The 13017-nt window shown below is 72.1% G+C and carries 16 protein-coding genes; 7 read left to right on the top strand and 9 right to left on the bottom strand.

From position 1 onward, the window contains the following. Positions 1-72: 72 nt before the first annotated feature. Positions 73-360 carry a hypothetical protein gene (locus ACSP50_RS06140; protein ID WP_014688290.1) on the top strand — a complete coding sequence of 96 codons (288 nt, stop codon included), beginning with the start codon at positions 73-75 and terminating at the stop codon, positions 358-360. After that, on the top strand, positions 347-736 hold the full coding sequence (locus tag ACSP50_RS06145; protein ID WP_014688291.1) for a DUF5130 family protein: 390 nt from the start codon (positions 347-349) through the stop codon (positions 734-736). The genes ACSP50_RS06140 and ACSP50_RS06145 overlap by 14 nt, the downstream gene beginning before the upstream one ends. On the opposite strand, the gene ACSP50_RS06150 is transcribed toward ACSP50_RS06145, so the two are convergent. Both ACSP50_RS06150 and pepN read right to left on the bottom strand, forming a co-directional pair. Next, the gene (locus ACSP50_RS06150) at positions 733-1278 is read right to left on the bottom strand and encodes a Uma2 family endonuclease (RefSeq protein WP_014688292.1); all 546 of its coding nucleotides are present in this window, start codon (positions 1276-1278) and stop codon (positions 733-735) included. The two genes, ACSP50_RS06145 and ACSP50_RS06150, sit on opposite strands and share 4 nt — an antisense overlap. Positions 1279-1355: 77 nt before the next feature. Then, positions 1356-3914 (bottom strand): aminopeptidase N, encoded by a 2559-nt coding sequence (pepN, locus tag ACSP50_RS06155; protein WP_014688293.1) that lies wholly within the window; start codon positions 3912-3914, stop codon positions 1356-1358. Between the two features lie 78 nt (positions 3915-3992). On the opposite strand from pepN, the gene ACSP50_RS06160 reads away from it, so the two are divergent. From ACSP50_RS06160 to ACSP50_RS06175, 3 genes are all read left to right on the top strand, one after another. Beyond that, positions 3993-4619, top strand: coding sequence for a DSBA oxidoreductase (locus ACSP50_RS06160; protein ID WP_014688294.1), 627 nt, complete (start codon positions 3993-3995; stop codon positions 4617-4619). A gap of 279 nt (positions 4620-4898) precedes the next feature. Then, entirely contained in the window at positions 4899-6095 is a 1197-nt protein-coding gene (locus ACSP50_RS06170; RefSeq protein WP_014688296.1) for a DUF1015 family protein, read from the top strand. Next, entirely contained in the window at positions 6095-7012 is a 918-nt protein-coding gene (locus tag ACSP50_RS06175; RefSeq protein WP_014688297.1) for an alpha/beta hydrolase, read from the top strand. The genes ACSP50_RS06170 and ACSP50_RS06175 overlap by 1 nt, the downstream gene beginning before the upstream one ends. A 3-nt stretch (positions 7013-7015) precedes the next feature. On the opposite strand, the gene rpiA is transcribed toward ACSP50_RS06175, so the two are convergent. Genes rpiA through ACSP50_RS06190 form a run of 3 tightly spaced genes read right to left on the bottom strand, consistent with a single transcriptional unit; the run spans position 7016 to position 9388 of the window. Further along, positions 7016-7717 carry a ribose 5-phosphate isomerase A gene (gene rpiA, locus ACSP50_RS06180; RefSeq protein ID WP_014688298.1) on the bottom strand — a complete coding sequence of 234 codons (702 nt, stop codon included), beginning with the start codon at positions 7715-7717 and terminating at the stop codon, positions 7016-7018. Between the two features lie 49 nt (positions 7718-7766). Continuing rightward, on the bottom strand, positions 7767-8159 hold the full coding sequence (locus ACSP50_RS06185; protein WP_043510923.1) for a hypothetical protein: 393 nt from the start codon (positions 8157-8159) through the stop codon (positions 7767-7769). Positions 8160-8176: 17 nt separating this feature from the next. Beyond that, complete coding sequence (locus ACSP50_RS06190) at positions 8177-9388, bottom strand: GNAT family N-acetyltransferase (RefSeq protein WP_014688300.1); 1212 nt, start codon at positions 9386-9388, stop codon at positions 8177-8179. 102 nt (positions 9389-9490) lie between these two features. On the opposite strand from ACSP50_RS06190, the gene ACSP50_RS06195 reads away from it, so the two are divergent. Further along, a complete protein-coding gene (locus tag ACSP50_RS06195; RefSeq protein WP_014688301.1) occupies positions 9491-10102 on the top strand; it encodes a hypothetical protein in 612 nt (203 codons plus the stop codon). Positions 10103-10129: 27 nt separating this feature from the next. Further along, a complete protein-coding gene (locus ACSP50_RS06200) occupies positions 10130-11026 on the top strand; it encodes a glycosyltransferase family 2 protein (protein ID WP_043510926.1) in 897 nt (298 codons plus the stop codon). A gap of 158 nt (positions 11027-11184) precedes the next feature. On the opposite strand, the gene ACSP50_RS06205 is transcribed toward ACSP50_RS06200, so the two are convergent. From ACSP50_RS06205 to ACSP50_RS43750, 4 genes are all read right to left on the bottom strand, one after another. Continuing rightward, a complete protein-coding gene (locus ACSP50_RS06205; RefSeq protein WP_014688303.1) occupies positions 11185-11691 on the bottom strand; it encodes an SRPBCC domain-containing protein in 507 nt (168 codons plus the stop codon). Beyond that, positions 11688-12008 (bottom strand): helix-turn-helix transcriptional regulator, encoded by a 321-nt coding sequence (locus tag ACSP50_RS06210; RefSeq protein ID WP_014688304.1) that lies wholly within the window; start codon positions 12006-12008, stop codon positions 11688-11690. Before ACSP50_RS06210 ends, ACSP50_RS06205 begins: the two co-directional genes overlap by 4 nt. Before the next feature lie 279 nt (positions 12009-12287). Further along, on the bottom strand, positions 12288-12635 hold the full coding sequence (locus ACSP50_RS45005; RefSeq protein ID WP_369793946.1) for a molybdopterin-dependent oxidoreductase: 348 nt from the start codon (positions 12633-12635) through the stop codon (positions 12288-12290). Beyond that, entirely contained in the window at positions 12617-12988 is a 372-nt protein-coding gene (locus ACSP50_RS43750; RefSeq protein ID WP_014688306.1) for a hypothetical protein, read from the bottom strand. Before ACSP50_RS43750 ends, ACSP50_RS45005 begins: the two co-directional genes overlap by 19 nt. Positions 12989-13017 lie beyond the last annotated feature (29 nt).

A 13017-nucleotide genomic window follows, 5' to 3' on the forward strand; every position in this document is an offset into this window, starting at 1 on the left:
TGAGAGCACCCCAGCGTCCGGCGCCATTTGCGCTCCGCTACCGTGATTGATGTTCGAGGGGGCGTGAGACAGGTGTCTGTAACCACCACCGTTCTGGTCTATGTGATCATCCCGGCCGCGGTCATCGGCACGGTCGCCGTCATCGTGTTCGCCGGCTCCGGCAAGGGCAAGCCGTCCCGGCGCTACCGCCCCGGCCGGCCCTACGAGTTCGCCCCGATGTGGTTCCTGGCCGCGCCCGAGCGCGCCGCGGCCGGTCACGGGCACGCGACCCCGGCGATCGAGCGTGGACTGGTCATCGAGGACAGCTCCGGCGCCCCGGTCCGGCCCGGCCCGACAGGAGGCGCAAGTGACAAGTGGTGAGCTGGCCGACGCCGATCGCGAGACTCCCTTCACGACGAGTCAGCTGCTGCGCCTCGACGAGGCGCTGCGCCTGGCCGACCAGGCGACCGGCCTGACCTTCAGCATCTATCTCGGTGAGCTGGCCGAGCCGGTCCGCGAATCCGCCGAGAAACTCCACGCCGAGATCCGGAATCCGCAGCGTGCCGTGCTGCTGGCGGTCTCGCCGGACCAGCGCCGGCTGGAGATCGTCACCGGTGACGAGGCCCGCCGGCGGATCACCGACCGCGACGCGAAACTGGCCGCCTTCGGCATGGCCGGCTCGTTCTCCGGCGGCGACCTGCTGGGCGGCCTGCTGATCGGCCTCGACCAGCTGGCCTCGCACGCCGGTAGGGCCTAGAACCAGCCCTTCGGGGTCACCCGCACCGGATACGGGGCGTCGAGGCGCAGATGCTCGGCGCCCTCCGCCACATGCAGGTACTCCCCATCGTCCAGGGTGTAGACGGTCAGCAGGCCGGGCGCGACCCGCCAGTACGCCGGGATGCCCGCCGACGCGTACACCGCGGGCTTGAGCAGCCGGTCGTAGAGCCGGGTCTCCGCCGACTCCACCTCGACCACCAGCGCCACGTCGGCCGGGTCCACCCAGACCGCCCCGGACGACCGCGGGCGCAGCACGGTCACATCGGGCACCAGACTGCTCTCCGCGATCTCCACGCCCAGTCGGACGCACACCCACCAGTCCGGCGGGGCGGCGGCGCGCAGCGTCGTGACGATCGCCTCGACCACGGCGTCGTGCGAGGCGTCCCGCGGTGGCGGGGTGACGTGCAGGCTGCCGTCGACGATCTCGTACCGATGACCGTCCTGCGGGAACAGGTGCAGGTCGGGTTCGGTCCATCGGCCGACCGGCGCATTCCAGCGCGCCGGCGAACCCTGGCTGAGCATCGTCACGGGCCACCTCCCACACCGCGGGATGTCAGCCTACTCAGCCAGGGCCGCTGCAACTTGCAATATGCGAAGACTCAGCCCGCGGAGCGGTCCTTCGCGCGGGCCTTCAACGCCCGCAGGATCCCGTCCCGGCCCTCGGCCACCAGCCGGCGCAGCGACGCCGGATGCCCGTCCTGCGCCAGCCAGGCGTCGGTCAGCGCGACCGTGTCCTCGCTGATCTGCAAGCTCGGGTACGCCAGGGTGGCGAACTCCTGCGCCGGCTCACTGTCCGAGCGGGCCCACACGTCACCCACCGCGGCGAAGAACTTCTCCGCGTACGGCGCCGTGAGAGCCACCTGCCGGGTGCTCTGGAAGCCCTGCAGCAGTGACCGGTTGAGCCAGTTCGGCAGGGCCTGCGGCCCGGTCAGCTCGGCCCACACCCGCGCCTTGTTCTCCGCGGTGGGCAGCAGCGCCCGGGCGATCGCCGCCTCCCGCTCGCCGCTGGCCGTCCGGTCCCCGCCGAGCTCCTCGTCGATCTCCTGCGCGGTGGCCGCCCCGATCGCGGCCAGCGCCTGCAGCAGCGACCAGCGCAGCTCGGTGTCGACGACCAGCCCGGCCGGCGCCCGGCCGTCGTTCAGCCAGCCGCGCAGCACCGCCGCCTGCTCCTCGGTGCGCGCCGCGGTGATGAACGCCCGCGCCCAGGTCAGCTGCCATCCGCTGCCCGGCTCGGCGACCGCCAGCCGGCTCTGCGCCAGCTCGGCCAGCATCGCCCAGCCCTGCGGCGCCCACTCCGGGTCGGCGAAGCTGACCAGCGCGCTGCCCGCCTGCCGCAGGGTGGCGGTGGTCAGGTTGATGTCGCTCTCGGCCGGCAGACCCGAGCAGACCAGCTGCACGTAGTCCCGGGCGGCCAGCTCGGCGTCGCGCAGCATGTCCCACGCGGCCGCCCAGCACAGCGCCCGCGGCAGCGACGACTCGAAGCCGGCGATGTGGCCGACCAGCACGCCCATCGAGCGCTCGTCCAGCCGCAGCTTGGCGTAGGTCAGGTCGTCGTCGTTGAGCAGCAGCACGTCCGGTGCCTTGACCCCGGCCAGCGCGGTGATCTCGGTGCGCTCGCCGGCCACGTCGACCTCCAGCAGCTCGCGCCGGACCAGACGGTCGCCGTCCAGGTCGTACAGACCGATGCCGATCCGGTGGGTGCGCAGCGTCGGGTAGTCGGCCGGGGCCTCCTGCAGCACCGTCACGCGGGTGTAGCGCTGCTCGTCGTCCAGCTCGACGACCGGGCGCAGCGTGTTGACCTGCGCGGTCTCCAGCCACTGTGCGGCGAACTTGCGCAGTTCCCGGCCGGACGCCGTCTCCAGCTCGGTGAGCAGGTCGTCGAAGGTGGCGTTGCCCCAGGCGTGCTTGCCGAAGTAGGCCCGCAGGCCGGTCCGGAACGCGTCCAGTCCGACGTAGGCGACCAGCTGCTTGATCACGCTGGCGCCCTTGGCGTACGTGATGCCGTCGAAGTTGACCTCGACCGCCTCCAGGTCCGGCATCTCGCAGTACACCGGGTGGGTGGAGGAGAGCTGGTCCTGGCGGTAACCCCACGCCTTGCGCATGGCCAGGAACGTCGACCAGGCGTCGGTGAACCGGGTGGCGTGCGTGTTGCACCAGTGGCTGGCCCACTCGGCGAACGACTCGTTCAGCCACAGGTCGTTCCACCAGCGCATGGTGACCAGGTCACCGAACCACATGTGGGCGAGCTCGTGCAGGATCGTGTTGGCCCGCTGCTCGTACTCGTAGTCGGTGACCTGCGAGCGGAAGATGTAGTGCGCCTCGGCGTGCGTCACGCAGCCGAAGTTCTCCATCGCGCCGGCGTTGAAGTCCGGCACCCACAGCTGGTCGTACTTGGGCAGCGGGTAGCGCACCCCGAACTGCTCGTGGAAGAAGTCGAAGCCCTGCTTGGTGATGAGGAACAGGTCGTCGGCGTCCAGGTATCGGGCCATCGAGGCGCGGCAGAAGACGCCCAGCTCGATGCCGTCGTGCGCATCACGGACCTCGTGGTACGGCCCGGCGCAGATCGCGGTGATGTACGTGCTCATCCGCGGCGACTTCGCGAAGTGGACGGTCCGCGCGCCCGCGCCGACCGGCTCCTCCCGCTCGACCGGCATGTTCGAGACCACTTTCCAGTGGTTCGGCGCGGTCGCGTGCCAGGTGAACTCGCTCTTGAGGTCGGGCTGGTCGAACGCCGCGTACACCCGCTGGGCGTCGGCGGTCTCGAACTGGCTGTAGAGGTAGATCTCCTTGTCGACCGGGTCCTCGCTGCGCTGCAGACCCTGGCCACTCGCCGAGTAGGCGAAGTCGCCCTCGACGACGAGCGTGTTCTCGGCCGCCAGACCGGGCAGCGGCAGACCCTTCTCCGCCGACCAGGAGTCCAGGTCGAGCGGTTCGCCGTTCAGCGTGGCGCGGTGCAGTTTGACCGCCGCCGCCTCGATGAACGTCTCGGCGCCGGGCTCGGTGCACCCGAACGTCACGACAGTGGTGGAGCGGAAGACGCCGGAACCGGGATTGCCGTTTCCGTCGGTCAGATCGAGGGTGATGTCGTACCCGGTCACCTCGAGCAATCGACTCCGCTCCGCGGCCTCGACCTGGGTCAGGTTGTGAACACCGGCCACGTGCACTCTCCTTCGAGCTGACTGCTTTTCCCGAAGCCTATGCGGCCGGGCGCGTCCCGGTGGTGGCAGGATCGATGTATGACTGAACGCGCCACCGTCGACATGTGGTTCGACCCGCTGTGCCCGTGGGCCTGGATCACCTCCCGCTGGCTGCTCGAGGTGGAGAAGGTGCGCCCCCTCGACGTCCGATTCAACGTGATGAGCCTGTCCGTGCTCAACGAGGGCCGCGACCTTCCCGAGCAGTACCGAGAACTGATGTCGAAGGGCTGGGGCCCGGTGCGGGTCTGCATCGCCGCGGCCGAGACCGCCGGCCCGCAGGTGCTGCGTGACCTCTACACGGCCCTCGGCACCCGGATCCACCTGCAGAAGTACGAGTTGGACGAGAAGCTGTTCCGCGAGGCGCTGACCGAGGTCGGCCTCGATCCGGAACTGGCCGCGGCCGCGCTCACCGACGAGCGTGACGAGGCGCTGCGGGCCAGCCACAACGCCGGCATGAAGCCGGTCGGCACGGATGTCGGCACGCCGGTCATCCACGCGCCCGGCCCGGTCGACGGCGAGACGGTCGCGTTCTTCGGCCCGGTGATCACGCCGGCGCCCAAGGGCGAGGCGGCCGGCAGGCTCTGGGACGGCGTCCTGCTGGTGGCCGGCACACCCGGCTTCTACGAGATCAAGCGCAGCCGCGAGATCGGCCCGATTTTCGACTAGTTCTTTTTGACTGGTTCGCCACCTGTTCACCGGTGCCGTCGTTGGATGGGGTGATGTACACCTCATCCAGCGACGCGGGCGGCGTGACCGTCGGCGTCCAACGCGCAGTATGGCCGGATTTATCCCCTGAGCTGGCGGAACTCGTCGCCCCGCCGATCATCGTCACCACCGGGCCGGTGAAACGACCGGTGAACGCGCATCGACGCGCACAGTTGAGCCGGTCACGCGGGAACATGCCGGTGGGCCGGCACCGGCACACCGCCGGGTAAGTTGCCAGGCATGACGGTCGTGCACCCGATCAGCCGGGCCTGGATCACCACTGGCGGCACCGGCGCCCAGAATTACGACGAGTTCGCCGACGACGCCGAAATCACCGACATCATCACCGCCAACCCGCACAGCGCGCTGGCCGTGGAGATGCCGCACCTCGCGCCCGAGACCCTCGGCAAGACCTTCGCGGACAGCCTCCCGGACGCCGTCGTCCGGCTGGAGCGCGACAAGTCCGAGGGCCACTACCGGCACGCTGAGCACGTCGTGGTGCTCTACCGGATCACCGGCAAGGACGAGCCCGCGGCGTACGGGCTGTGGAGCATGGTGGACACCGACCAGATCTCCACCAGCGCCGACGAGCCGGGCCTGGTCATCCGCAACGAGGACGTGTTCATCGCCAAGGTCCGCGAGCGGGTCGCGCTGGCCGGGGCGCTGCAGACCCTGCTCTCCCCGGTGCTGCTGCTGCAGACCGGCAAGGGCGAGGAACTGCACGCGGCGCTGGCGCAGGCCTGTGACGCGGCCGGCGAGCCGGAGGCCACCGATACCGACCAGAGCGGCCGCACCCACGCCATCTGGGTGGTCGGCGCGGGCCCGCTGCAGGACCGGCTGACCGGGCTGGCCGGCGGCGGTGAGCTGGTGGTCGCCGACGGCAACCACCGCAGCCTGGCCGCGCAGACCGGCGGGCTGCCGCGATTCCTCGCGGTGATCACGACGCCCGCGTCGGTGGCGATCCAGCCGTACAACCGCCTGGTCGGCGACATCTCGGTGACGCCCGACGAGCTCGCCGAGCGGCTTCGCGAGGCCGGTGCGACGGTCACCGAGCTGCCGCGTCCCGCGGAGCTGCCCGCCAAGGGGACGATCGAGCTGTACGCCGCGGGCCGCACGTTCGCGGTCGGCCTGCCCGCCGCGGCGTCCGCCACCGCCGTGGAGAACCTCGACCACGCCCTGGTGGAGCGGGTGCTGCTGGGTGACGTGCTGGGCCTGGAGCCGGGCGACAAGCGGATCTCCTACATCGGCGGCGACTACCCGGTCGCCTGGCTGCGCGGCGAGGTGGACGCCGGCCGGTCCGCGCTGGCCGTGCTGATCGCCCCGGTCACCGTCGACGATTTCGTCGAGGTCAACCTGGCCCGGCTGAAACTGCCGCGCAAGAGCACCTGGTTCACCCCGAAAGCGCGGGGCGGCCTGGTCCTCGCGCAGCTCGGCTGATGCTCCACCCGCAGGTGACGGCGGCGGCGAGACTTCGCCGCCGCCCCTCCGCCGAGGAGTCGGCGGGCAGCCCCCACGAGCGGCTGCGGTACACCCGGGCCGCGATGGAGGAGTCCAACGAGGCGGAGACCGGCCCGGCGCTGCCCCTGCCGGTCGTCGCCGACCTGGACGCCGACGGGGTGCCGTGCCGGCTGTACGCCACCCGCGCCGGCGCTCCGCTGCTGGTCTATCTGCACGGCGGCGGCTGGTGCTACGGCAGTATCGAGACCGTCGACCGGTTCTGCCGGCGGGTCGCCGACCGGTCCGGCCTGGCGGTGCTGTCGGTGGGCTACCGGCTCGCCCCGGAACATGTCCACCCGGCCGCGCTGGACGACGTCGCCACCGTGCTCGACCACGTCCGCAAGAACGCCGCGGAGCTGGGTGTGGACGCGTCCCGGCTGGCGATCGGCGGGGACAGTGCGGGTGGCCAGCTGGCCACCGTGACCGCGCGCCGGCAGCGGGACGCCGGCACGCCGCTGGACTTCCAGGCGCTGATCTACCCGGCGCTCGACCCGCTGACCTCCGCCGAGTCGTACGACGAGCTGGGGGAGTACGGGCTGGACCGGGCCTCGATGCGGCTCGCCTGGGAGACCTTCGTGCCGCAGCCGGCGCTGCGGCTCACCCCGGACGTGGCGCCCCTCGCGGTCGCCGACCTGTCCGGGATGCCGGCCACGCTGATCATCACGGCGGAGTACGACGTGCTGCGCGACGAGGGCGCCGATTACGCGGACGCGCTGATCGCGGCCGGGGTGCCGGTGGTGCACACCCGCTACATGGGGATGAACCACGGCTTCGCCCGGAAGATCGCGACGATCGACGCGGCGCGGGCGGCGGCCGATCAGGTGGCCTTCGCGCTCCGCGCCGCGTTGATCTTCTAGCCGTTATCCGGCCAGGATCAATTCGTAGTCGTAGCCGAAGAACAGGCCGGTCTCGACGACGCCGGACATCTGCTTGAGCCGGGTGTGCGCGTCGTCGGCGATCTCGCTGAACCGCAGGTCGAGGGTGAGGTTGCCGCGCTCGGTGATGACCGGGCCGTCCTTGCCCCCGGCCGGGCGCAGGGTGACCTCGTCCAGCCCGGGAAAGTCCGCCAGCTGCTCGAAGATCAGACTCAACGCGTCCGGGTCGATCTCCACCGGGGCCGCGAAGTTCTGCCCCAGGCGCTCGACGATCTTCGACTGGTCGACCACGATGAACGCCTTCGGCGCCGCGGCCATCATCAGCTTCTCCCGGTACAGCGCGCCACCGCGGCCCTTGATCAACCGCTTCTTCGGGTCGACCTCGTCGGCGCCGTCGAAGCACCAGTCGGGGCGCGCCTCGTTCAGCGTCGCGGTGCGCAGGCCCAGCGCGGCGCAGGCGTTGGCCACCTCGATCGAGGTGGGGATCGCGGTGAACGCGATGCCCTCGGCCGCGGCCCGGGCGGCCAGCGCCTGCAGGGTGAGGAAGCTGGTCGAGCCGGAGCCGATCCCGACGGTCTGCCCGTCCTGCAGCTCGGCGGCCAGCCGGGCCGCCGCCTCCCGCTTGGCTTCCTCGTTCTTGATGACTCCTGACCAGGTCAGGCCATTGGGGCGGTTCTTCCACTGCATGTGTTGGTCAGCCGTTTCCAGAAAGCGACGGTGGTCCCGCACATCGTAATCAGCGGCGGGGGAGATCCTCCCGGGGAAGCCAGTTGCGGCGGACGATCACCAGGTCACGGTCGGCCGCCGCGAGATCCGCCTCGGTGGGCCGGGACGCGTCCCGGGCGCGCAGCGCGGCACCGACACCCACCTGCGACGAGCCGGAACCGACCAGCCCGCGCAGACCGCGCTCGGCCTCCCGGTCCTCAGCGGCGGCCGGCGCGGCGGGCCGCTTGGCCACGGGGACCGGCGGCGGGCCCGGCGGCGGCGCGGGCACCGGTCCCGGCGCGGGCACCGTTCCCGCCGCCGGCACCGGGACCGGCGGTGGTCCCGGCACCGGGACGGGCGGCTCGGCCGCAGTGGTGCCCGACGGTGGGCGGACGCGCCGGCGGCGGCGTTCGGGCTCAGCCATGGTCCCGACGGTACCTCTCAGAACGTCTCGGTCACGCTGGGCGCCCGGTGCCAGCCGAACGCCACGCCCGGATCGTTGGCGGTCAGCTGCCGTACCCGGCCGGCCGCCGCGAGCGCGGACAGCGAGGTGCCGCCCAGGTAGGCCGCGCCCAGATCGGTCACCGAGCACACCGTGTCGGCCGGGTCGCCGGTCCGCACGCAGGTCGCCGAATCCGGGCCGCCGGTGAGCCGCCAACGCCCGGCGTTGGCCGGCAGGACCGGATCGTCGACCTCCAGCACCACGTCGACCGGGGCGGCGTACCGCCGGCCGGCCAGCGCGGCCGGCAGGTCGGTCAGGCGGACGAACAGCGAGTCGGAGAACTCGGGACCGAGCCGGCGCGGCTCGTCCACCAGGTACTGCAGCGGCTCGTCGACCGCGGCCAGGTCGAAGGTGACGGTGCGGCTCAGATCGATGCTCAGCAGGAAGCGCCAGAGCGCCAGATACGTCTGCGGGTCGGCGGCGACCACCTCGCGGACCTGCACCTCGCAGGCCGGGCCGTGGGCGGTCGAGCGGGGCTTGACCCGCCACAGCGCATAACCGGTCGGGCTGCCGTCCGCGCCGTCGTGGACCACCGCGCGCCGCCGGGTGGCGCCGCCACGGTGCGACTCCATGTCCCGCAGCACGTGGCGCCACCAGCGGTCGTCGCGGTCCGACCAGCCGACCCGCTGCGGGCGGATCGCGTCGTACATCTTGACGAGATCGTCACGCAGGTCGCCCGGGTCACCCATCCGGAGCCGGCCGGCCGGCCGGTCCGGCAGCCGGACCTCGCGGTTCTCGATCGAGAGCTTGAACCGGTGGGCGGCCAGGCCGTAGCCGAACCGCGGATAGATCGAGGTCTCGCTCGCCCAGAGCACCGCGATGGGCTCCGGCCCGGCCGCGATCTCGGTGAGCTGGCGGCGCATCAGCGCGGTCAGGATGCCCCGCCGCCGGTGCGTCGGCAGCACCCCGACGCTGGAGATGTGCGCAGCCGGCAGCACCCCGCCGGGCACCGTGAGATGCCGCGAATGCGTCAGCGTGTGCCCGGCCACCACGCCCCGGTCGTCGGCGATCAGCGACCGGTCCGGCTCGAAGACCTCGGCCTCGTCCTGTCTGCCCTCGTCGGTGAGATCCTCGTGGAACACGATGCCGATCAGGTCGCAGACCGCGGGGATGTCGGCGCTGGAACCTCGCCGGATGTCAATGCCGTCCATGGAGCTTGTGTAACGGACCGTCGTGGTTCCGGCCACCTATTTGCGCGCTCGTTACTCTCGGAACTGACGGCCGTCCGGCCGCTCACAGGCGAGAGGGGAATCATGCCGGAGCAACCGCAGTGGTCGGAGCGGACGCTCGACATGCCGCCGCAGGATCCGTGGGCCGATCAGCCCACGTCGCCGGTGCACGAGTTCGACGCCACCCAGCCGACGCCGGTCAGCCCGCACCCGCCGGCGAGCCCGCAGTCACCGTTCAGCCAGGGGCGCGCGCAGGTCAACCCGCGCGTGCACCGTGAGCCTGAGCCGACCGCGACCCACGAGCCGACCGGCACCGGCTGGCCCGGCGCGCAGCCGCCGCGTCCGCGCCACAGCCTGCGCTGGCACGTGGACCAGCTACGTCGGGGCGGCGAGTGGAGCACCGCGGCCGCGCTGTTCGTCTTCGTCTGCTGGGGCATCTGGGCGCTGTCCGGCAGCGGTTCGCTGTCCCTCCCGCTGACCGCCCTGCTGCTCACGCTGCTGGTCGGGGTCGGCGTGTTCGCACTCGCCCGGCTGGTCGGACGCCTGGTGCTGGAGCGGTACCTGAACCGGACGCGGCACACCGCCCGCGGCGCGCACCTCGTGTCCGGACTGTTCCTGGTCGTCGCCGGCTTCGCCTTCCTGCACCAGACCGAATGGGTGATGACGGCCTTCGACTGGGTCAAGCACGTGTTCTGAGCCCGGATCGGGGTATTGCGCGGGCTCGTGAGAGATCCACGGGTCGGCGTCGTCGTCATCACCTGGCAGCGGCGCGAGGAGGCGCTGGCCTGCGTCGAGCGGCTGCTGGCCCTGCCCGAGCAGCCGCCCGTCGTGCTGGTCGACAACGGCTCGACGGACGGGACCGCCGGCGCGGTCCGCGCTGCCTTTCCCCAGGTCGACGTCATCGCCGCGGGCCGCAACCTGGGCGCGGTCGGTCGCAATCTGGGGGTCCGCCGGTTGACCACCCCGTACGTGGCTTTCTGCGACGACGACACGTGGTGGCGGCCCGGCTCGCTCGCCCGTGCCGCCGACCTGCTCGACGCCCACCCGCGGCTGGCCGTGGTCAACGCCCGGATCGTGGTCGAGCCGTCCGGCGCCGAGGACCCGATCGTCGCCGAGCTGCGCGACTCACCGGTGCCCGCCCCGGACTGGCTGCCCGGCCCGGCGCTGGGCAGCTTCCTGGCCGGCGCCTCGGTGCTGCGGCGCGACGCGTTCCAGCAGGCCGGCGGGTTCAGCGCCCGGCTCTGGCTGGGCGGTGAGGAGGAGCTGCTCGCCACCGACCTGGTCAGCGCCGGCTGGGAACTCTGCTACCGCGAGGATCTGACCGTGCACCACCACGCGTCGAAACTGCGGGACGCCACCCACCGGCGGCGGGTCGGGCTGCGCAACACCCTCTGGTTCACCTGGCTGCGGCGACCGCTGGCCCCCGCCGTACGCCGGACCCTCTTTCTGGCCCGGACCGTGCCCCGCGACCGGACCTCGCTGCTCGCGGCCTGCGACGCGGCCCGCGGCCTGGGCTGGCTGCTCGCCGAGCGGCGGGCCCGCCCGCACCGGGTCGAGGTGCGCCTCGCGTCGTTGGACGAGGCGCAGCGGCGCTCGGCGGCCCGTCGATACGTCGGCTGACCCGTCACCCCCGCCCGCGGCGCCGATCCCGGGCCGCGAGCCAGATGGCCGTCCCGCTCATCGCCGTCCCCAGTCCGAGAAGGATGAACCAGAACACCGTCATGCCCGGAATGTAGCGGGACGGCCCCCATCGCGCAGGACCGTCCCGGACGGCTGGATCAGGCGTCAGCCAGCACCTTGCCGGTCTCCAGCAACGACTTGAGGTCGCTGAGCACCCACGCCCAGCCGCCGCCGCCCTCGGCCGCCGGGTCCGGGTTGCCGGACACCATGGCGCCCACCGCCGGCGCGTCCGTCACGTCGTGCGTGATGGTCACCCGGCAGACACCGGGCGCCGAATCCTCGATCTCGTAGGTCAGCGTGGTGAACCCCTCGGCCGCGGTGCCCGGATCCATCAGCATCCGCCAGGTCTGCACGAGCCGGCGCGGGGCCTCCGCCTCCAGCACCTCGCCGTCCAGAATCGGGTCGGGCAGCTCGAATCCCTGCGCCGCGGCGTAGTCCAGCATCCCCTGGTTGGCCGTGGAGTGGTATCGGCCGCCCTTGGTCAGCTCGAAGTACTGCGGGGTGGCATAGCCGTACTTCGCGTTCCACTCCGGGTCGGTGATCGCCTGCCAGATCCGCTCCGGCGTGGCTTTGATCCAGATCCGGAACACCTTGGTCTCGCTCATGACTCCTCCTCCAGCGTGCGCTTCAGGTCGATGAGGGTGGTGATCTGGTGCTCGGTGTACTTGTCGATCCACCGGTCGTGGATCTGCCGGATCGGCACCGGATTGAGAAAGTGCAGCTTCTCCCGGCCCGACCGGCGGGTGACGACGAGTCCCGCCTCCTCCAGCACCCGCAGATGCTTGGCGACGCCGAAGCGCGTCATCTCCAGCTCGGTCTCCAGCTCGGTGAGCGTGCGACCGTCCCGCACGAACAGCAGATCGAGCAGAAAGCGACGGCTCGGGTCGGCCAGCGCCTTGAACACCCGATCGTCGTCCGTCATGACGCAAAGTTATGTGACCATCCGGTCACATGTCAAGCTCCCGGCGGCGAGGCGCCCAGCGTTTCGCGAGGTCGGACGCGCCGCCGTCGTCTTCACCGACCCGTCGACGCCACCCCGTGGCCGTCCCACGCTCCCGGCCCGGCGAGCGTGATCGCCGACCTGATGCGCCGCGGCCGGCCGGCGCCACCCACTCTGGATCGAGGCGGTCCGCATTCCGGACGATCCGCTCACTCCCGTACCGGGGGTCGGGTCGCGGTGGCGTGAAGGTGTGCCAGCCGGTCACCCCGTCCGGGAACGGTGCGGCGCGGGCCTCCGGCTGCCGGACGGGTAAGCCGGGTCGAGGGGGAGGGGCTCGCCGTTCATGCCGACGGCGGGCATGGTGTCGCGCCCGTCCAGCGCGGTGCTCAGCGATGTGCCGACCGTCATGCCGTCGGCGGAGCGGGCGAGGATCCGGTCCGCGCCGGCCCGCACTCCGGCCTCGCGCAGCAGCGCGGCCGGCGGCGCCCCGAGGCCACGGGCCGTGCCGGCGACCTCACCGGAGACACCGGTGAGGGTGATGTCGCGTTCGATCAGTGGCCGGCGCAGCAGGTCGGCCGGCGACAGGTCGACTATGCCGTGGATGCGCAGCCGGCACTCGCCGCAGCGATGCGTGGCACAGTCAGCGCCGTGTCCACCCGGTAGAGGTGCCCGGTGGTGGTGAGCGGTCGGGGCGCCCCGCCGTCGGGCACGGGGCGGGCCGGCGCCGGCAGCCGGATCGCTGCGCGGAATTGCGCGGCCGGGTCAGCGTCGCCGCCACCCCGGCCGCCCGGGGAACGGTTCCGCCCGCGATCGCGGGCGGGCGCCACCGCTTCGCCGTCAGCCCGGTCGCCGCCGCGAGCAGGGTCGGCCAGGGCGGTCGCGGCGAGCAGGGCCGGCTTGTCGGGGACGCCCCACCCGCGTACCGCGAAATCCTTGACGGCGACCGGAGCGGCGTCGATCACCGCGACCGGCGGTGAGCCTGCCGGGTCGC

The sequence above is a fragment of the Actinoplanes sp. SE50/110 genome, assembly GCF_900119315.1.
Lineage (GTDB): Bacteria > Actinomycetota > Actinomycetes > Mycobacteriales > Micromonosporaceae > Actinoplanes.